Annotated in this window: 23 protein-coding genes; 18 read left to right on the top strand and 5 right to left on the bottom strand. The window is 45.4% G+C overall.

All coding sequences use genetic code 11. From position 1 onward, the window contains the following. Positions 1-44: 44 nt before the first annotated feature. The gene (locus JWV37_RS04125) at positions 45-338 is read left to right on the top strand and encodes a hypothetical protein (protein ID WP_205458509.1); all 294 of its coding nucleotides are present in this window, start codon (positions 45-47) and stop codon (positions 336-338) included. 4 nt (positions 339-342) lie between these two features. Here the strand turns inward: JWV37_RS04125 and miaA are convergent, their stop codons facing one another. Continuing rightward, positions 343-1,236, bottom strand: a complete 894-nt coding sequence (miaA, locus tag JWV37_RS04130) for a tRNA (adenosine(37)-N6)-dimethylallyltransferase MiaA (RefSeq protein WP_205458510.1) — start codon at positions 1,234-1,236, stop codon at positions 343-345. Next, positions 1,233-2,477 (bottom strand): NAD(P)/FAD-dependent oxidoreductase, encoded by a 1,245-nt coding sequence (locus tag JWV37_RS04135; protein ID WP_205458511.1) that lies wholly within the window; start codon positions 2,475-2,477, stop codon positions 1,233-1,235. The genes miaA and JWV37_RS04135 overlap by 4 nt, the downstream gene beginning before the upstream one ends. Positions 2,478-2,602: 125 nt before the next feature. Between JWV37_RS04135 and JWV37_RS04140 the strand changes: the two genes are divergently transcribed. The 5 genes from JWV37_RS04140 to JWV37_RS04160 all read left to right on the top strand — a co-directional run bounded on the left by JWV37_RS04140 (position 2,603) and on the right by JWV37_RS04160 (position 6,974). Further along, entirely contained in the window at positions 2,603-4,300 is a 1,698-nt protein-coding gene (locus JWV37_RS04140; protein WP_205458512.1) for an FMN-binding glutamate synthase family protein, read from the top strand. A 93-nt stretch (positions 4,301-4,393) separates the two neighbouring features. After that, a complete protein-coding gene (mqnP, locus tag JWV37_RS04145) occupies positions 4,394-5,257 on the top strand; it encodes a menaquinone biosynthesis prenyltransferase MqnP (RefSeq protein WP_371829333.1) in 864 nt (287 codons plus the stop codon). A gap of 1 nt (position 5,258) precedes the next feature. Beyond that, positions 5,259-5,780, top strand: a complete 522-nt coding sequence (locus JWV37_RS04150) for a hypothetical protein (RefSeq protein ID WP_205458514.1) — start codon at positions 5,259-5,261, stop codon at positions 5,778-5,780. Next, positions 5,770-6,276 carry a DUF6115 domain-containing protein gene (locus tag JWV37_RS04155; RefSeq protein WP_205458515.1) on the top strand — a complete coding sequence of 169 codons (507 nt, stop codon included), beginning with the start codon at positions 5,770-5,772 and terminating at the stop codon, positions 6,274-6,276. The genes JWV37_RS04150 and JWV37_RS04155 overlap by 11 nt, the downstream gene beginning before the upstream one ends. After that, positions 6,273-6,974, top strand: a complete 702-nt coding sequence (locus JWV37_RS04160; protein WP_205458516.1) for a uracil-DNA glycosylase family protein — start codon at positions 6,273-6,275, stop codon at positions 6,972-6,974. The genes JWV37_RS04155 and JWV37_RS04160 overlap by 4 nt, the downstream gene beginning before the upstream one ends. Here the strand turns inward: JWV37_RS04160 and JWV37_RS04165 are convergent. Together JWV37_RS04165 and JWV37_RS04170 are read right to left on the bottom strand one after the other, a co-directional pair. Continuing rightward, entirely contained in the window at positions 6,971-8,392 is a 1,422-nt protein-coding gene (locus tag JWV37_RS04165) for a methyl-accepting chemotaxis protein (RefSeq protein WP_205458517.1), read from the bottom strand. The genes JWV37_RS04160 and JWV37_RS04165 overlap by 4 nt on opposite strands. Further along, positions 8,358-8,870 (bottom strand): PAS domain-containing protein, encoded by a 513-nt coding sequence (locus JWV37_RS04170; protein WP_205458518.1) that lies wholly within the window; start codon positions 8,868-8,870, stop codon positions 8,358-8,360. Before JWV37_RS04170 ends, JWV37_RS04165 begins: the two co-directional genes overlap by 35 nt. Before the next feature lie 157 nt (positions 8,871-9,027). Between JWV37_RS04170 and moaA the strand changes: the two genes are divergently transcribed. From moaA to JWV37_RS04185, 3 genes are all read left to right on the top strand, one after another. Then, a complete protein-coding gene (gene moaA / locus JWV37_RS04175) occupies positions 9,028-9,996 on the top strand; it encodes a GTP 3',8-cyclase MoaA (RefSeq protein WP_205458519.1) in 969 nt (322 codons plus the stop codon). A gap of 173 nt (positions 9,997-10,169) precedes the next feature. Continuing rightward, complete coding sequence (gene queF, locus JWV37_RS04180; protein WP_205458520.1) at positions 10,170-10,556, top strand: preQ(1) synthase; 387 nt, start codon at positions 10,170-10,172, stop codon at positions 10,554-10,556. A gap of 2 nt (positions 10,557-10,558) precedes the next feature. Next, on the top strand, positions 10,559-11,107 hold the full coding sequence (locus tag JWV37_RS04185; protein ID WP_205458521.1) for a queuosine precursor transporter: 549 nt from the start codon (positions 10,559-10,561) through the stop codon (positions 11,105-11,107). Here JWV37_RS04185 and JWV37_RS12900 read toward each other — a convergent pair. Further along, positions 11,104-12,213 carry a molybdopterin-binding protein gene (locus JWV37_RS12900; protein WP_205458522.1) on the bottom strand — a complete coding sequence of 370 codons (1,110 nt, stop codon included), beginning with the start codon at positions 12,211-12,213 and terminating at the stop codon, positions 11,104-11,106. The two genes, JWV37_RS04185 and JWV37_RS12900, sit on opposite strands and share 4 nt — an antisense overlap. 62 nt (positions 12,214-12,275) lie before the next feature. Between JWV37_RS12900 and JWV37_RS04195 the strand changes: the two genes are divergently transcribed. The 9 genes from JWV37_RS04195 to JWV37_RS04235 all read left to right on the top strand — a co-directional run bounded on the left by JWV37_RS04195 (position 12,276) and on the right by JWV37_RS04235 (position 19,474). After that, positions 12,276-12,680, top strand: a complete 405-nt coding sequence (locus tag JWV37_RS04195; RefSeq protein ID WP_205458523.1) for a hypothetical protein — start codon at positions 12,276-12,278, stop codon at positions 12,678-12,680. Between the two features lie 11 nt (positions 12,681-12,691). Beyond that, the gene (locus tag JWV37_RS04200) at positions 12,692-13,357 is read left to right on the top strand and encodes a 16S rRNA (uracil(1498)-N(3))-methyltransferase (RefSeq protein WP_205458524.1); all 666 of its coding nucleotides are present in this window, start codon (positions 12,692-12,694) and stop codon (positions 13,355-13,357) included. A gap of 113 nt (positions 13,358-13,470) precedes the next feature. Continuing rightward, on the top strand, positions 13,471-13,671 hold the full coding sequence (rpmE, locus tag JWV37_RS04205) for a 50S ribosomal protein L31 (protein ID WP_205458525.1): 201 nt from the start codon (positions 13,471-13,473) through the stop codon (positions 13,669-13,671). Between the two features lie 18 nt (positions 13,672-13,689). Beyond that, positions 13,690-14,505, top strand: coding sequence for a 16S rRNA (cytidine(1402)-2'-O)-methyltransferase (gene rsmI, locus JWV37_RS04210; protein WP_205458526.1), 816 nt, complete (start codon positions 13,690-13,692; stop codon positions 14,503-14,505). 47 nt (positions 14,506-14,552) lie between these two features. Continuing rightward, positions 14,553-15,236, top strand: coding sequence for a 23S rRNA (guanosine(2251)-2'-O)-methyltransferase RlmB (rlmB, locus tag JWV37_RS04215; RefSeq protein WP_205458527.1), 684 nt, complete (start codon positions 14,553-14,555; stop codon positions 15,234-15,236). Then, on the top strand, positions 15,229-16,167 hold the full coding sequence (locus JWV37_RS04220) for a hypothetical protein (protein ID WP_205458528.1): 939 nt from the start codon (positions 15,229-15,231) through the stop codon (positions 16,165-16,167). Before rlmB ends, JWV37_RS04220 begins: the two co-directional genes overlap by 8 nt. Before the next feature lie 32 nt (positions 16,168-16,199). Further along, positions 16,200-16,976, top strand: a complete 777-nt coding sequence (locus tag JWV37_RS04225; protein ID WP_205458529.1) for a hypothetical protein — start codon at positions 16,200-16,202, stop codon at positions 16,974-16,976. 5 nt (positions 16,977-16,981) lie between these two features. Further along, positions 16,982-18,199, top strand: coding sequence for an LL-diaminopimelate aminotransferase (locus JWV37_RS04230; protein WP_205458530.1), 1,218 nt, complete (start codon positions 16,982-16,984; stop codon positions 18,197-18,199). 6 nt (positions 18,200-18,205) lie between these two features. Further along, entirely contained in the window at positions 18,206-19,474 is a 1,269-nt protein-coding gene (locus JWV37_RS04235) for a homoserine dehydrogenase (RefSeq protein WP_205458576.1), read from the top strand.

Genomic DNA, 19,474 nt, shown 5'->3' on the forward strand with positions numbered 1-19,474 from the left:
TTGCTACAATGTAACGCGTGAAAGTTAAAGCAAAGGAGTTGCCAATGAAGATGTATATCGTAAGAGGAACCAGTAGGGGTTTGCGCGAAATGATTTTAAGCATTAGTAAAGTGAGGGCCCAAGAGATTTCAGACTTGCGAAAACTTGGTCCAACAACCGTAAAAACCGTTGACAAAAAACCAAAACTCCGTGTGGCTACTGGTGGAGAAAACGAAATGTTAGACTTTTTAGAATGGAAAGATCCTGACCGCAATCGCTGGCACTCTCAATTTACCATCGACCCCGCACTTTATTCTCAATCTGTTTTGGAGATTCTACGACGTGAGGACAACATCTAGCCCTTTACATGTAAAGGGCTATTTGCTCAAAAAGTGCATCAGCAGAATTTTTAATAATCTCTTGTTTGAATTGCGTTTTGTTGAAAGTGCGTTGGCGTTTTGCTAGCTGCGTGGTGTGAATGCTAATCGCCTCTTGCATGGATTCATGGCTGCAATCCCCATCCAAATAAACCAACACTTCCTTAATTCCAATGGCCTTCATGCAAGCAGGTGTTCTACCGTAGCGTTTTTCAAGGGTACGCACTTCTTCTACTAAGCCTTGATCCAACATGGCACTTGTGCGTTGTTTAATGCGCTCTTTGAGTATTTCTTTATCCATTTCTACTTCAAATAAAGGCAAATGTTCTATTAGGGGTGGTTTGCGGGTACGGGCCTGAAAAACGGTAGGAACCTCCCCTGTAGCATAGTACAGCTCTAGCCATTTTTCCAGACGGTAACGGTCAAATTTTTCAGTGCGGGCTGCAAATGCAGGGTCAAGGCTCTGGGCGAGGGTTTGCACCGCGGCAATATCTTCAAGCTCAGCATGAACACGGGCTTTCACAGAGGGCGAAATGGGTGGCTTTTCGCTCATTCCCTCTAGCATTGCTTTGAGGTAAAAGCTTGTTCCTCCTACTAAAATAAGGGGGCTATGGTGTGCTAGGGCAAAAGCTTTTGCTTGGCAGTAAAGCTCAAAAAAGAGTGTCACATTAAAGGGGGTATCGGGCGTGATGACATCGATGCCAAAATGGGGCACATTGCCCCGTTCTTGTGGTGTGGGTTTGGCAGAGGCAATGTCAATTTCTTTATAAAGAGCCAAAGAGTCTACTGATAAAATAACACCCTTGTAGTGGTTAGCTAACGCTAACGCTAACGCTGTTTTACCTGAGGCTGTAGGCCCCAAAATAGCCACTTGTTTCACAAACAACCTTGGTAAAATCCAGAAAACAAAAGCACGTCATCGCTTTGATGGTTTTCTAAATCCTCATCAATTAATCGCCCGATAATCTCTCCAAGGGCAGGTCCAAACGTCATGCCAAGCCATCCATACCCCATCCCATAGACCATATTGCGGTACGTGCTATCGCGTCCAATAAGAGGCATATCATTTGGCGTAAGGGGGCGAAACCCTGCCCAGTAGCGGGGGTTTTGAAGTTCAAATTTCACGGTATGTGTTTTAAGGTTGGCAAGAATACTTTGCACACGTTTCATGTTAATGTCAGGATTTGATGTTCCAATTTCTAGCTTGGAGGTGAGGCGCATGTCATGTTGGCGTGGCGTGGCGATGATGAAAAGGTCATTAAACATGACACATTGTTTAGGTTTAATGCTCTCTTCCATCTCAAAGGTGATGTTGTAGCCTTTGGCGGGAATGAGCATTAAAGGGGTGCCAAGCTTGGCTGCAAGAGCGGTGTGATGTCCCGAAGCCAGAATAAAAGTATCTGCTTCATAAGTGCGTGTTTTGCTACGTGCGCTTTTAATCTGTTTTGGGCCAACGTCAAAATCTACAATCTCCTCGCCTGAAACAAAGCAGACGCCTTTGCGTACTAATAAGGCTTTGAGTTGCTCCATGAGGCGCCCTGGATCAAGGCGTCCGTTACGTTTGAGATGAATCACTCCTTCGATATTGGGTGCAACAAAGCCTAGCCGCTCTTTGGCAGAAGCATAATCCAATACTTCATATTTACTAGAATCTGTAGCATGGCGAAGTTTTTCACGGTAGCTTTCAGCCTCAGTGAAGACAAGCATGACGCCATCGTGGTGAAAGTCAAAATCAAGGCCCTCTTCTTGGGTGAGACGATGGTAAGCTTGGATACTTTGTTCGCCGTAGCGTTCAAATAAAATTAACGTTTTTTTTAGGCGTGCGCGGGTAGTGCTGGCCATAAAGCGCACGAGCCAGCGGTAAAAATGCGGGTCAAGATTGGGGCGTAGTACGATGGGGCTTTTACCTTGAAGCATCAATTTGAGGGTCTTTGTGATGACGCCAGGCGCGGCCAAAGGAGCTTTTTCAAAGGCAGAAAGCAATCCTGCATTTCCAAAAGAGGGAGCACTGTTGGTGTCTGTTTGGTTGATGATGGTGACACGGTGCCCCTTGTTTGCCAGTGTATACGCACTTGTGAGCGCTGCGATTCCACCACCAATAATGACAACTGATTGGCCCATAATGTTCCTTTTCGGCTTTACATGTAAAGGAATTATACCAAGCTTTCTCAAAACAGCTTTTACGTACCCTAAAAACCCTAAAAAATGCTACTATTTCGTGACATATTTGGGGCAAGGAGTGGGTAATGGTGTGGTGGCAGATTGCGTTACTGGTTATTGTGTTTGGGCTCGTTCAGTTGTTTATTTATGACAAATATGTTCAACGCAAGTCGTCTTTGTTGATTAATTACCCAGTTTTGGCGCGCATGCGGTACGTGTTTGAATTACTCAGAGAACCTTTGCGTCAGTATTTTGCTGAAGAGACCTTTTATGAGTCGCGGGATAAGGTCGAATGGGTTTATAAAGCCGCTAAGGATAGAAACCTTTTTCTCTCCTTCTCAGTCGCACAACCTTTTAGCGGGAGTCGGTTTATTATCAAAAATGCTAACAGGGTATTAAACACCGAAGAAGTGAGTGAAGATTTTTCGCAAACCTTTGGGAAGGAGTGTCAGATACCCTACGTGAGCCCTTCAGTCATTGTGCGATCAGCCATGAGTGATGGTGCTCTTAGCCCTGAAGCAACCCGCTCTTTTGCGATGGGTGCTTTAAAGGGAAAATTTCCCGTTAATACAGGCGAGGGTGGTTTGACGTCTAATTATTTTTTTACCCATCGTCCCACCAGTGAGCGTTTAGCCTACCTTGAAAGTCTGGAAGGCACCGCCCTTCAAAAAGGGCTTTACCGTCTTGTTAAAAAACTCTTTAACGGGGCGATTGCTTCACGTTTATACCGAAAGCTTGCCCTTGCAGGAACAAAAGCCAAAGATAGCTTTATTCTTGATACTGATTCGCTTTTGTTGTACCGCATTAATTGGAGCGCTCCTTTGGAGGTGTTTCCTAAAACAGTTCCCGAAGACATTCCTGATATTGTGTTGCAAATTGGCTCAGGGTTGTACGGCGTGCGCAAAGAAGACCACAGTTTTGACCCCCAGCGCTACGAAAAAGTGATGCGCTTTTGCAAGATGACGGAAGTAAAAATTGCCCAAGGGGCAAAACAAACGGGTGGAAAAATCATAAGTGAAAAAGTCACAGATGATGTCGCCTACTACCGTGGTGTGGAAGCAGGGAAAGACTTGATGAGCCCAAACCGTTTTCCTTATGCCAACACTCTGGAGGAACTTTTGGGTTTTGTTGCAACACTTAAAGAGATTTCAAAAAAGCCTGTGGGAATTAAGATTGTTATCTCTGATGTGGAGCAACTGGATGATTTGATGGTGGCCATTAAAGGGCGCAAAGGTGCAGGTGGTGCTATTCCCGATTTTATCACCGTAGACGGAGGAGACGGCGGAAGCGCTACCGCTCCTTTGGAGCTTATGGAGAGCGTGGGGTTGAGCCTTATTAATTCTTTGTATTTGTTGGATTTTTATTTGCGTATGCACCAACTTCGCGACAAGATAAAAATCATTGGCAGTGGAAAAATCCTCACCCCAGATGATGTGGCAATTGCCCTTTGTATGGGGGCAGACATGGTGGGGATTGCTAGGGGATTTATGATGAGTGGCGGATGCATTCGTGCGCGCCATTGTTCGGGTGCAGAGGGTAAAAAATGCCCCGTGGGTATGGCAACACAAGACAGAAAAAAACGTCTTTCTTATTTGGTGTTGCAAAAATCTCACCACATTGCTAACTACCATAGGCAACTCCTTCAAGGGCTTCGAACGATTTTGGCCGTAACGGGTGAAGCGCACATCTCAAAGCTTTCACGAAAACACCTTGCTTTTCGAGATGTGCGTGGCGAGCTTTTTTTTGATGTTGACACCTATTTCCAAAATAAGTTACATGTATAGATTCTTTACATGTAAAGCGATAATCTTTGTCTAATGCGCAATCGGGTAGAATCAAGGTTTATTAATTTTCAAAGGAGTGATGTGGAACGTTTTATGAGGGTGCTTAAAGATATTAATGAGCTTATTATGTTCAAGCATTCAGTGTTTGCACTTCCTTTTATTTTTGTAGCAATGATTGTGGCAAGTCATGTGCAAAATGGGTCGGTGTGGTTTGGTTGGAAACTTCTCTTTTTTGGGCTCATAGCTGCCGTGAGCGCGCGTAATTTTGCCATGGGATTTAACCGCTACGCAGACCGTGACATCGACAAAGGCAACCCGCGCACTGCTTCGCGCCCCAGTGTGGATGGACGCATTGGTGTGCGCAATATGCAGCTTTTCATTGCCTTTAATGGAGGGATTTTTGTGTTGAGTGCGTGGTTGATTAATCCTTTGGCTTTTTATCTCAGTGTTCCTATTTTGTGTGTCCTTGGCGGGTATTCACTCTTTAAACGCTTTAGCCCTTTGGCGCATTTGGTACTGGGGCTTTCCTTGGGTCTTGCGCCTATTGCGGGAGTGGTGGCGGTCAGTGAGTATATTCCCTTGTGGGCAGGATTGCTCTCTTTAGGGGTTGTGTTTTGGGTGGCGGGATTTGATTTACTTTATGCGTTGCAAGACATGGAGTACGACAAGGCAAACAAGCTTCACTCCATCCCTTCTCATTTTGGCAAAGAGGCTACTTTTTTTATCTCTAAATTATTTCACACACTAGCGGTGCTGTTTTGGGCGCTTTTTGGGTGGGCTGTTGGGCTTGGGGTGCTTGGGTGGTTGGGTGTGATTGCGTGCGCGGCTATTTTGGCTCAAGAACACCGCATTGTGGCGCGGGATTTTAGTAAAATCGATCGCGCCTTTTTTACTCTCAATGGCTATCTTGGCATCTTGTTTTTTTGTTTTGTCTTTTTGGACAGACTAGGAGCTTAAAATGCCACGCCTTGTTAATGCCCCTTTAAAAATTGCCTTTGAGCCTGTTGTTGATGAAGCCCTTTACATCAAAGAGTTTGAAAAACTCTCTTTTAGTGATGAAGATCCTGTGGGGCAATGGTTGAAAATTGCCAAGGCGCGAGGAGAAACAGGGGAAAGTGACCCAGTGCTCCTGACGCTCATGGTGGAGCTTCACCGAAAAATCGATTCTTTAGGCGCTTACGTGCGCAATGAACAGACCCAGTACCTTGCTTTGGCCAAACACGCAGAGATTGACCAAATTGGGTTTGAGTATTTTCACCTGGAAGTTCCTGTTTTGGAAACGGGAAAGCGTTATTACGGTAGGATTTTGATGCCGGTATTCCCCAAGCGGGAATTCCCCCTTTTTTTTGAAGCAGAGGGCAAAGATTTGGCTAAAATGGTGCGATTGCATGAGGGTGATGAGAGCGATTGGAACGCCTATGTTATGGCGCGCGAACGGATAATGATACGACAAATAAAGGCGAAACGCGATGGATTTTGACCTTTTAGTGTATGCGGGTATTGGGGCATTGTTGCTTCTTATTTTTTTAATGGTCTATTTTAAAGACAGTGAAAGTGCACAAAAATTCTCAAAATTTGAACGCATGGTAGAAGAGTTAATGCAACAAAACCACCAATTGCGTCGTGAAATGCTAGAGCAAAATAAACAGATAAAAGCCAAAGAAGCGGCATTTGAAGAGTATTTTCACAAACGTGTACAAGAAGAGATTAACACCAATGTGATGCCACTGCTTAACTCTTTGCGCGAGATTGAAAACATCATGCAAAACTTTCAAGAAGAGCAACAAGATAGGCTTAGTTCTCTAGAGGAACGCACTAAAACGATTAACCGCTTTGCTGCTCCTTCGGCTACCTCTAACGAAAAACAAGTGATTACCCTATTTAAAGAGGGCAAAAAAGAGCACGAGATTGCCAAAGAATTGCGACTTGGTCTTGGTGAGGTGCAGTTTATTTTGAAGATGAATTACCTCAAATGATACACTCCTCATGGGAGCCAGTCCTCAAAAAAGCGTATAGAGCACTTTCGCCTGATTATCGTGCTTTTTTAGAAAAAAAAGAGGGATACTTTCCTGTGGATTTTTTAGCGGCGTTTGGCTCTCTTTCGCGGGCTAACACTAAAGCTATTTTGTTTGGACAAGACCCCTATCCTAGGCGTGAAAGTGCTATTGGGTATGCGTTTATTGATGGGGCAGTGGAGGGGTTGTTTTCACCTTCTGGGTTTTCAAAACCAGTAAACCGTGCCACAAGTTTGCGCAATTTTCTTAAAATGCAACTGCTAGCTCAAGGGCTTTTATCGCCCGATAATCTCTCTCAATCAGCGATTTCTAACGTAGACAAACAGGGGTTGATTGGCACTATGGAAACGTTGCGCCAAAACTTTGAACATGAGGGAATTTTGCTTTTAAATACGGCATTAATCTTTACATGTAAAGAAGAAACATCTTTACATGTAAAGATGTTTAAGCCTTTCATGCAAGCTCTTTTGAGCGAGCTCTCAGGAGATAATAAAGAGTTGATTTTGTTTGGAAATTTAGCCAAAGAGGTGGAAAAGCTTTTACCAACCTCGCACGGCTACACGCTGATTAAAACCCTGCACCCTTACAACATTGGATTTATCCATGATGCAAAGGTGCAGGCGTATTTTGCTCCAAAGCGCCTTTTGGAAAAGCGCTAGAGTTTCTCTTTTTTCTTCTCTTCCACCATTTGGTCTAGCAAGACAAAGAGTTTAGCACTCGCCTCCTCGGCTTGCTTAAAGCGGTTAACAAATGTGTGCATATTGTCCATAGTATAGCCATTGGTAGCACTTTGGACGTTATGATTAATGTATTCGTGGACAGCAAGGTGAGGCTCATGGATGAGCCCGTAAGCTCTGGTTTCCTCAAAGCGCTCTTTTCCTGTGTTTGTATACCATTTTGCAAAGCGACATGCAGTTGCTTCGATTTGTTCTTTATCGCACCGTTCATTAATGACGCAATTGTATGCATTAATTTTGTAAACAATATGATCAAGTTTTGCAAGAATGGTAAAGGTTTTGTTTTCCATACTGTAAGAGATGGCGGCCGTGTGGTTGGCATTGACGTTGAAATTATTTAATGTTTCCTCAAACTTCACAACATTTGTTCCTGCTGTTTCGGCAATGCCGTTAATGCGGTCAGAGTTGGCATTGATTTCATTGGTTTCTTGTTGCAAGGTTTGGATGGTGATGGAGATTTCTTGGGTCGCTTTTTGGGTGCGCTCAGCCAATTTGCGCACTTCATCAGCTACAACGGCAAATCCGCGTCCGTGTTCACCTGCGCGTGCGGCTTCGATGGCGGCATTGAGGGCTAAAAGGTTTGTTTGGTCAGCAATGTCTTTAATGAGGCTCACCACGGAAGAGATTTCGGCAGTGCGTTCACTAAGGCTCTTGATGGCTTCATCGGTGCGCGCAATGAGTTGTGTGAGCTCTTGCACATCACTAGCTAGCGCGTTGACCGTAGAGAGGCTCTCGTTGGATCTTCTTGCGGTGTCCGTTGCTGTTTCGGTGATGCGAGCCATCTCTTCGATGCTGTAGGTCAAATCTGCCTGCACATTTTCAATGCCTGCATTTCCGTTGCCCAATTGTCCGAATTTTTCTGAAAGCACACCGCGCACTTTTCCTTTTTGTCCTGCATGAATACCTTCAACACCTTTAGTGAAAGCTTTGGCATTGTTGGCAAAAAGGCCACGAAACCCTTCGTTAAAAAGATTACGGTACGCCTTGCCTTCGCTGGCCGCTTTAACGGAAGTGTTGGCTTCACGCTGGAGAGCTTCGACTTGATCAAGAAGATCGTTGATAGCCCACGCCACCTTACCTAGAGGCTTTTTTGGGTCAATATCTACGATACGAGGTTCGAGATTGCCATTGGCGGCTTCTTGGGTGACAGCAAGTATTTTTTCATAAATATCCGCGTCTACTTCCATTTTTTTGGTCGAACCAAAAAACCCTCCTGCAAAAAGACCAAGGGCTAAGGTTCCTCCAAGAAGAGCGTCGCCCCCTAAGGTGCTAAACCCAAAAACAAGAGCCAAAACACCAAGGAGTTTAGGATCGTTGAAGCGCATTAACAAGCTGGTCATAGCTCACTCCTTTTGTGTTAAGTAATTGTTTCATGTGGGCTTCTGCAGCTTCAATACCACCGCTTTTTTCTTTAGCAAGGAGCTCCTGATAAAGCGGGATAATGGCTTGCAGTGCTTTTGGGTTGGGTTTTCGGCGCACGGAGTAGTACCCAACAGTAGTGCCATTGCGATCAAGAGAAGCCGTCACATTGGCAAAAACCCAATAATAGGACCCATCAAAGCTCATGTTTTTCACATAGGCAAAAATTTCCTCTTTGTTTTTGATGCGTTCCCAGAGTAGTTTGAAGATATAACGAGGCATGTCAGGATGTCTGACAATGCTGTGGGGCTTGCCGAGTATTTCTTGTTCGGTGGCGCCAACAATTTCAATAAAGGGGAGATTACAATAGGTGATGCGACCATGGGTGTCGGTCTTGGAAACCAAGAAGGCGTCATCCCTGACTTGTCGCTCCGTGCTGGTTGGAGTAGGACGTTTCATGATAAAATTATTCCTTTGATAAAAATATAAATATAAACAGTCAATTGTAGCTTTGGCAGGATTAAAAGGTGCTTTACTCCAGGCCTAATGGCAAAAATCTTAGGTATAATGCAAAAAAATTGCGCTAAGCTTTTGAAAAAGAGAACAAAGGTGGAGTATGTTAATTGATGGTCATGGAAGAGAAGTAAGCTATTTAAGGGTCTCTGTTACGGAACGGTGCAATTTTCGGTGTCAATATTGCATGCCAGAGAAGCCATTTTCTTGGGTGCCCAAAGAGAAGTTATTGAGTTTTGAAGAACTGTTTTTGTTTATCAAAGTGGCGATTGATGAGGGGATTAAAAAAATTCGCATCACGGGCGGTGAACCGCTTTTGCGCCACGGACTGGACGAGTTTATTGGGATGATTAATGCTTATAAAAGTGGCCTAGACATTGCACTGACAACCAACGGTTTTTTACTCGCAGACGTAGCCCAAAAGCTTTATGATGCGGGATTAAAGCGGGTGAATATTTCACTGGATTCACTGAAGCCTGAAGTGGCAAAACAAGTGGCTCAAAAAGAGGTCCTTGGACGCGTTCTTGGAGGCATTGAAGCTGCCCGTTTGGCAGGTATACATGTAAAGATTAATACCGTGCCTATGCGGGGTATTAATGACACAGAACTGCTTGACATTATGGAATACGCTAAAGCCCGCAATATGCCCATTCGGTTTATCGAGTACATGGAAAACCACCATGCCAATCCTGACCTTAAGGGCCTTAAGTCTGAGGAGATAAAAGCCATTATTGGCACCAAATATGCCTTTGAAGAGATGGGACGTCAGGGTGCTAGCCCCGCACAACTCTACCGCCTAGAAGACGGGTACGTCTTTGGCATCATCGACCCGCACAAGCACGATTTTTGCGAAACCTGTAACCGCATTCGTTTGACCGCAGAGGGAATGCTCATTCCGTGTTTGTATTTTGATGAAGCCATGAGCATTAAAGACGCGGTACGCAAGGGTGATGTGGCAGGCGCCGCAGAAGTACTGCGCACGGTGCTTGCGAATAAACCTGAAAAAAACCGCTGGAGCGAAGACCAAGAAAACCAAAGCAGTGACCGCGCCTTTTACCAAACGGGAGGCTAGTGTGCTATAATGCGCGCTTTTTTACCAAAAATGGCGCATTAGACATCTTCGCAACTATAGTGTATAAGACAAAAAAGCACCAAGGGTGCGCGGGCCCTGCGCCGAGCAGAACTCAGCGTTAGCGTAGTCTTTGGAGCTTTGCTTCAAAGGCGTATCTAAAAAGAAGGAAAGACGTGAAATACGGAGAGAAAATTATTACCACTTTTGATGTGGAAAAAGATTTGGAAGTGTGGCCCAATAAGCACCAAAAAAATTATGTGATTCACATCACCTTGCCCGAATTTTGCTGTTTGTGTCCGCGCAGTGGGTATCCTGATTTTGCAACCATTAAGCTCGAATACATTCCCGATGCGTTAGTAGTAGAACTCAAAGCCATCAAGCTTTACATCAATAGCTTCATGACCCGCTCCATCAGCCACGAAGACAGTGCCAATGAAATCTACGACGTGCTAATGACCAAACTTGCGCCAAAATGGCTCAAAGTCGTGGCCGATTTTAACCCCCGTGGTAACGTGCACACGGTGATTGAGATTGATTCTTCCGTGGTGTCTAAAGGGTAGAGATGAGCTTAAAACAGACGTACATGTACGGGGCGGTTTTTGCCCTGCTCATTGCTTTGGCTAATTACACGGTACAATTTGCTATCAATGAATGGATTACGTACGGGGCATTGTTATACCCTTTTACGTTTTTGATGTCCGATATTCTTTCAGAACGCTACACCAAACAAGAAACCCTTAAAGTGGTGCGTGTTGGGGTGGTGCTTGCCATCGTGCCTACCTTGCTCGTAGCTGATGGAAGAATCGCTTTTGCGTCCATCGTGACCTTTTTACTCATTCAACAATTTGATGTGGTTATTTTCCATGCTCTTAAGAAAAAATTTGAAAAACTGTGGTGGTTGCGCAACAACGGCAGCACCTTAACATCCCAACTGTTTGACACGGCGCTGTTTTTTACTTTGGCGTTTGGGGGCACGATGCCCACTTCTATGCTTGTGAAACTCATCATCGGAGACTATTTAGTCAAGGTTGCCTTAGCCCTTTTAGACACCCCATTTTTTTACCTCTTTGCCATTAAACTACAAAACAAAACCTTACGCAAACACCTTTAGCTCCACGCCAAAAACGACCGAAATGTTACGCCCTCACCTGTATTTAGGGGGCGGTTTGTCTCCGTTAGGATAAACCCATTGCAGTGGTTGAGCACGTTAATCATCCCCGCAGCAATCTGCTTGGGATGAAACGCCCTTCCATCAAAAAAGCCCGGCACGATACTTTGAGAATACGGATGGGCTTTAATGGAGCTTGCGGTAATCGTAGTAATGAGCCCTTGGGCTTCGTCCATGCCATACAGTTGGCGAATCAGCGCTGCGCCAATCACCTCAAAACCCAGCAAAGAAGACATAGGAAGGCCAGGAAGGTGCACAACGGGTGTTGTGTCCAAAAAACTCAATGCCGTTAACCCCGCGGGCGCCATGGCAACCCCTTTAAAAAGGGTGCGCAAAGGGCCAGAATCTAACAAAGAATGCATGGCGTCTTGGGCGCTCATCCCGCCGCTTGTAATAATGGCATCCACATTATGTAATGCACCAAGGGTAGCTAAAATAGCTTCAGGAGTATCGCTGGTGTGGGTGATGGTAGCCGTGCGCGCGCCCATCATTTCACCACGTGCGGCCATGGTGTAAGCGTTAGAATTATAAATGTGACCAGTTTTAGGGGCTTCTTGCACATCGATAAGTTCATCCCCAATGCCCACATACGCAATGCGCGCTTCTTTAATGACACGCAAGGTGTGCATCCCTTGGCTGGCAAGATTAGTGATGTCAAAAGGGCCTATTTTTTGCCCTTTTTGCACAAGACACTCGCCTTTGGTGATGTCTTCGCCTTGGGCTTTAATGAAACTGTCTTCTGGCACAATCGAGGCAGGGTCGCATGTACTTAAGGCTTCATTTTCCACGATGCATGCGGTGTTTTCAGGCACCCGCCCTCCGGTGGAAATGGAGGCAAGCCCTTCAAAAGAGGTTAAAGGCAAGGCGCCATAGGGAACAATCTTGCCATCGCGCAAGGAGATAGGAAAAGGGGGCACGGAAAAATGCGCAAGTACAGGCTCAGCACTGATGCGCCCAAAGGCTTTCATGAGTGGCACGGTTTCGGCGGTTTGTAGTGGGGTGATGCAAGAAGCAATGTGCGCAAGGGCATCGCTTAGGCTTAGTTTCACGCACGGACTCCTTTGGGGATTTTTGGTATTATACCTTTTTCAAAAATACCCAAGGAATAACAATGGATGAATTATTGCGCATGAGCGTGTTTTTGCACCTTGTGTTTGTAGCACTTACCTTTGCAGTAGCGGCGTTACATGTAAGCCTTTTGTGGTTCATAAAAGAGGCGCAAAGGCTGGGCAAAAAGATACACACACTTATTCCTGTGTATTACTTTTTGCTCAGTTGTCTTTTTTTTACAGGGCTTATTGCGTGGGCGGCGTTGCATTTTTATTTCTCCCATGCGGTGGTTACCATGGTGGTAGTGTGGGTGTTGATGCTAGGTGGAAGCATGAAGGCATATAGTCTGTTTAAGCGCACAAAAACCACAAATGCCCACGAAGCACAACAGCGCTTTGTGGCGTTTGCTAAAAAGAAATACCTTTTTGACATCTTTGTGCTGGGACTACTTGTTGCCATTGCCTAAAAGGAATACCCATGCAATTTGTCTATGATGCACGTGCGGGAGAGCGCGTGTTAACCCTTGAGGGCGAAATCTTTACACACCTCTTTAAATCTCGCCGTATGCGCCACGAAGAGTCTTTACATGTAAGGAATTTGGTGGACGGGAATGCGTACGTTTATCGCCTTGAGGCCATAACGCGAAACAAGGCACACGCCCTTTTGGAACAAACTTTGCCTTTGCCTGAAATGGCCCAACATGAGGTGAATGTAGGGTGGGCAGTGGTGGAACAAAAAAGCATCGAAAAAGTGTTGCCCATGCTTAATGAAATGGGTGTCAAAAAAATCGGCTTTGTTCAGAGTGATTTTTCCCAAGGCCGCGTTACGCTAGATATGGCCAGATTGCAACGCATTTTAATCAACTCTTGCCAACAGTGCGGAAGAGGGGATTTGCTCACATGGGAGCACTTTGAGAGTGTCGAAGCGTGGTGTGAAGCCTACCCTGAGGGGGTGGTTGTGGATTTTTCATCAAACCGCTTGGGCGAGGCAAAACCCCATGCATTTTTAGTGGGCTGCGAGGGCGGTTTTAGCCCAAAAGAACGGGCTTTGTTTGAGAATAAAACCGTGGTAGGTTTGGGAAGCCCTTATATTTTACGTAGCGAAAGTGCAGTGGTGGCAATGGCAGCAAAGATTTTGACCTAAAAAAACCTTGAAAAAGGCTGAACTTTCTGTTATACTTCCACTCCCCTCCCAATAGAGCAGTGGACTGCTTGGTCTATTGCATTTGATTTTACAAGAGAACGAAGGACTATCCGATGAAAAAAGAAATTCATCCCCAATACGTAGAATGCACGGTTTCATGTGCATGTGGTAATAGTTTTGTTACAACCTCTAACAAGCCAGAAATGCGCATTGACATCTGTAATGCGTGCCATCCTTTTTTCACAGGCAGTGAAAAAATTGTAGATGCGGCCGGTCGTGTTGAGAAGTTTAAGCGAAAATACAACCTCCAGTAAGTGCAGTTGTAACACCTCGTGTTATCATTCATTCCTACGCCGATAGGAAATTTAGAAGACATTTCGCAAAGGAGCCTTCGGCTCCTTGCTTCTGCTACCCTCCTTTTTTGTGAAGACACCCGCGAAACCAAACGCCTTTTAGCTCTCCTTGTTCAGCGTTATGGAATGGAAAGTTCCCCAAAAACCTTTATTTCCCTTCATTCTCACAATGAAAACGAAGTTCTAAAAACCCTCGATCCTGCTCTTTTAACCCAGCCTTGCTGTTATGTGAGTGACGCAGGGATGCCTGCCATTAGCGACCCAGGTGCTGCTTTGGTAAAGTTTTGCCAAGATCATGGCATTGGCTACGAAATCATTCCTGGTGCCAATGCTGCCTTGCTCGCGTATGCTGCAAGCGGTTTTGAAGAGACCGCCTTTAGTTTTTTTGGATTCTTACCCCACAAGGGCAGAGAGCGAGAAATTGCGCTGGATAAATTGCTTGCCCATGGGTTGAATGTGGTGTTGTATGAGTCGCCCCACCGCATCGAAAAACTTATGGAAGAGTTGGTTCAAAAAGCGCCCCAGCGCCCCCTTTTTGCCATCAAAGAAGCCACCAAAAAACACGAAAAAATGTTCAAAGGTTCGGCCTTACATGTAAGCACCCTGATGCAAGAAGCAAACCTTAAAGGCGAGTGGGCATTGGTGATTCAGGCGGTGCCTTCGGAGGCTGCCACAACGCCTTTGGTGGTTCAAGATATTTTAACACTCTCTCTTCCTCCTAAAGAAAAAGCAAAATTACTCGCCAAAATGACAGGCGAAAGTGTCAAAGTGTGGTACCAAAGGCTCCAAACGTAGGCTCCTTATAAGTCAATATTTAAGGGAATTTGGCTACACTCGTCCCCATGATAATCTATGGCAAACAACTCTTTTTTTACCTACTTGACAACGCTCCTGAGCGGTTGCGTACCCTCTACCTTGCAAAAGAGTGCGAAAAGAAACTCTTCTCTCGCATTGCGGCACTAAAGCGCCCTATTGTGCGGCTAGACGAGCGCCATGCGCAAGCTTTAGCAAAGGGCGGCAATCATCAAGGGTTCCTCGCGGAAATTACCCCCTTGGAGCCCACGCCTTTGGAGGCGTTAAAGCAAGGCAACTTTTTGGTCATGCTTTATGGCTTGACAGACATGGGCAACATTGGCGCAATCTGTCGCAGTGCCTATGCGTTTGGTGCGGATGGGGTTATCGTGGCAAACATCAAGCACCTTGCCCTAGAAAATGTGTTGCGTACCAGTAGTGGCGCAGCGTTTGCTATGCCTATTGCCCACGCGCCAGATGGTCTTGGCACGATGAATGAGCTTGTTCAAAGTGGGTTTACTCTTTATGGTGCGGATGCAAAAGGGGAAGATGTGCGCAAGGTTGCTTTAGCGCAAAAGAAAGTTTTGGTCCTTGGCAGCGAAGGGGAGGGAATTCCCAGTAAAGCCCTGCACCGATGCCACTATAAAGTGGCCATCCCTATGGCGAGAGCCTTTGACTCTCTCAACGTCAGTGCTGCCGCGGCAGTATTATGTGATAGGATAGCCAATGCGTGATATGACAACACTGGAAGAAGTGGGCCTACAAGAAGTTTCCCGTAAGACACATATTGAAGTCAAGACATTACAGTATATGGTCAACAAAGAGTTTGATAAACTGAGCCGTATCAATACCCTTGGTTTTTTAAAGATCCTAAGCCGCGAGTTTCACTTGGACTTGAGTGGCTGGCAAGAGGAATTTGAAGAGTACTGGAAAAGTACCAAGGGGCAAGAAGAAACCAAAGAGCCCACGTTTGTACTTAGTAGTTCCAAGCGTTCATCCAAGCCAATGTGGTTGCTAATACTCCTTCTTGGAGGATTGGGTGCTGGGGTGTGGTATTTTGATGCGTGGGGAAAAATACAAACCTATCTTGAAAATCAAAATACCGCAAAAGAGGCTCCCATTGCCTTTACGGTAGCGCCCATTGTGGAAGAGACAAAAGAGTCCCTAGAGCTTGTGCAACAAGTTCCAGCAGAGGCTTTAGAAGAAAACAACCAAACACAAACACTTTTAGTTTCTCCTCAAGGCTCTGAAGAAACATCTTTACATGTAAACACTGTCCAAGAAGAGCCAGCACCAGAAGTCGCAGTACAAGAGAACCTAGCCCAAGAAAGTAATACACAAGAGCCAGTTCAAGCCTCTTCCGCCCAGAGTGCCACTGTAAACGCTAAAGAAGGCATCATTCTCCCCAATGTAAACATTTGGGTGGGCGTTGTCTACCTTGACACAAAAAAACGCGCATCTCACTTGAGCCAAGACCCCATCACGTTGGATTTTTCAAGAGAGCAAATCATTACAACAGGACACGGGAATTTTACATTCATAAACGGGGAAGAACGCCATGAGTACACCGCCCAGTTACCCAAACGGTTTCATGTCAAAGACGGAACACTTAGAGAAATAACCCAACAAGAGTTTGTTGCGCTCAATGGGGGCAGCAATTGGTAAAACCCTTTGTTTTGGCGGCAGCATTGGTATGCATGCTTAATGCTTCTACACTTGAAAAAACCCTTGTTCAGTTTATGGGAGAAGGAGCATACCAATCTCAACGCAACCTAGTGCGTATTTTGTTTAACGACGAAGCCCGTTACATGAAAGGGGAGTCTCCCAATACCCTTGAAATATTAAAAACCTTAAAAGAACATGGCCTTTTGCGCCTCATGTACACCGAGGCGCGCGCTGTGGAGCTTTCGTTTTATGCCACAGAAAACCCCTTGTTGTTCATGCGCATCGTGAACGAATCCCTCCAGGCAATGGGCTACACCTTTTATTTGACCCAAAAAATGGAAAAAAACAAAGAAGGCATTATGTGGGTCATTGCCATGAATACCCAGCATGTTGTAGATCCTGTGTTGTTGTCGCGTCAAATTGCCTTACGTGGTGGTACGATTGAGGCAATTAGTAAAGACACACAGGGCCAGTGGCGCTATGTAATTGATTTGAAAGAGGCAAAAGCAAAGGTGGAGCCCCATCCTCTAAATACCACTGTAGCTCTAGGTAACCCTATTAACCCCTATTGGGTAAATGTTTCAGAGGCAAACCGCATGACATTGCGTTCCCATGCAGCAGACCGATGGTTTCCTCGTGTGGCCTTTTTTGATAAAACATTGCACGTTATTGAAGAGGTCCAAGAGGAGAACTCTCGTGCTCAACTTCGACTTAGTATTCCTGAAAATGCTGCTTATGCACGCATTGAAGACCGTTATACGCTAGACAACATAAAGCGAGGCCTAAGCCTTTACCTTGAGAGGAGATGAGTAAGATGTTTGATGAAATTAGGTTTAACACGATTGAGCGCCTTCCTAACTATGTATTTGCTGAAGTCAATGCCATCAAACTCGCTGCCAGACGTGCAGGCGAAGATATCATCGACTTTTCTATGGGAAACCCTGATGGCAGAACGCCTCAGCACATCATTGATAAACTGGTAGAATCTGCCCAAAAAGACAAAACCCACGGCTATTCGGCCAGTCAGGGGATTTATAAACTCCGTCTTGCGATTTGCAATTGGTATAAGCGCAAATACAATGTGCACTTAGACCCAGAAACAGAAGCAGTTGTTGCCCTTGGAAGCAAAGAAGGGTTTGTGCACTTGGTGCATGCCATCATTAATCCTGGCGATGTGGCCGTGGTGCCAGAACCCGCCTATCCTATTCATACCCAAGCGTTTATCATTGCGGGGGGTAGTGTGCACAAAATGGGAATAGAGTTCAATGAAGCCTTTGAGCTGGATGAAAATGCCTTTTTTGAAAAACTCCAAAAAACTTTTCACGATTCTATTCCAAAACCCAAATTTGTTGTGGTGAATTTTCCCCATAATCCCACAACGGTGACAGTAGAGAAGAGTTTTTATGAGCGTTTGGTGGCGATGGCTAAAAAAGAACGTTTTTATATCATCAGCGACATCGCCTATGCAGATTTGACTTTTGATGGGTATAAAACCCCTTCCATTTTTGAAGTAGAAGGGGCTAAAGATGTTGCGGTAGAGAGCTACACGCTTTCCAAAAGTTACAACATGGCGGGATGGCGCGTGGGATTTGTGGTGGGCAATAGCAAGCTTATTACGGCCCTTAAAAAAATTAAATCTTGGTTTGACTATGGGATGTTCACCCCCATTCAAGTAGCTGCAACCGTTGCACTGGATGGGCCGCAAGAGTGTGTGGAGGAGATTAGAAACACCTATGAAAAGCGCAGGGATATTTTATTAGAAGCTTTTGCGAATGCAGGTTGGGAGATGGCAAAACCCCGTTCAAGCATGTTTATTTGGGCAAAACTTCCTCTGTGTGCACAACACCTTGGAAGCCTTGAGTTTTCAAAACAACTTTTAACCAAAGCCAAGGTCGCAGTGAGCCCAGGGGTTGGGTTTGGGGAGCAAGGTGATGGGTATGTGCGTATTGCACTCATTGAAAACGAAAACCGCATCCGCCAAGCGGCACGCAATGTAAAAAAATACCTCAAAGAATTACAGGAAGGAAAATAAGGCATGATAAAGGTAGCTATCTTAGGCGTTGGTACCGTAGGAACGGCCGTTGCAAATATTTTGCTTAAGAATAAAAGCATTATTAAAGCGCGCAGCGGCAAAGAGATTGTTCCGGTGATTGGGGTTGTAAAAAATACCACCAAAGCCCGCGATACTTCTTTACCATTAACCGATGACCTTGAGGCAGTGTTGGCGCGTGAAGATATTGACATTTATGTAGAACTCATGGGCGGCGTTGCCCAAACACACGGTATTGTCAAGCGCATTTTAGCCAAAGGTAAACCTGTTGTCACTGCCAACAAAGCACTGCTTGCCTACCACCGTTACGATTTACAAGCAGTGGCTGGTGGCGTTGCTATTGGCTTTGAAGCAAGTGTAGCAGGGGGAATTCCTATCATCAAGGCATTGCGCGAAGGACTTAGCGCAAACCACATTGAATCCATTCAAGGCATCATGAATGGGACGAGCAATTATATTCTAACCAAAATGATGCACGAGAAAGTGAGTTTTGCTGCTGTGCTTAAAGAGGCCCAAGAGTTAGGTTATGCTGAAGCAGACCCTACTTTTGATGTGGGTGGGTTTGACGCGGCACACAAGCTGTTGATTTTGGCAAGCATTGCTTATGGCGTGCATGGGGACCCCGAAGACATTTTAATCGAAGGCATTGAGCGTATTAGCCAGGAAGATATCTATTTTGCTAAAGAATTTGATTACACCATTAAACTTCTTGGTATCGCAAAACGCCGTGGGTCTCAAGTAGAGTTGCGGGTCCATCCAGCGCTAGTGCCCAGCGAGAAGATGATTGCTAAAGTGGATGGCGTGATGAACGGCATTAGTGTTATTGGCGATGCGGTAGGTGAGACCATGTATTATGGTCCAGGCGCGGGAGGAAATGCCACGGCGAGCGCGGTGATTTCTGATTTGATTGACATTGCCAGAGATGGGCAAGGGTCGCCGATGCTTGGGTTTAAACAGCCCCTTGAAGAGGCGAGTTTGAGCTTGATGCCAAAAGATGAGATTGAAACCAAATACTATTTGCGGATGCATGTTCGAGATGAAAAAGGGGTGCTTGCTAAGATTGCTACCATCTTGGGCGAATGCAACATTTCCATTGACAGCTTTTTGCAAAAACCTGACCTAACAAGCCGCAAAGACGTTACTTTGCTGTTTGCAACCCATACATGTAAAGAGTCAGATGCAAAAAAAGCCATAGAAGCTATTACTCATTTAGATTTTGTGTCTGATATTCCTCATATGATTCGGATTGAGGAGTAG

This window comes from Sulfurospirillum tamanense (genome assembly GCF_016937535.1).
In the GTDB taxonomy this organism is placed as follows: Bacteria; Campylobacterota; Campylobacteria; order Campylobacterales; family Campylobacteraceae; genus Sulfurospirillum_B; species Sulfurospirillum_B tamanense.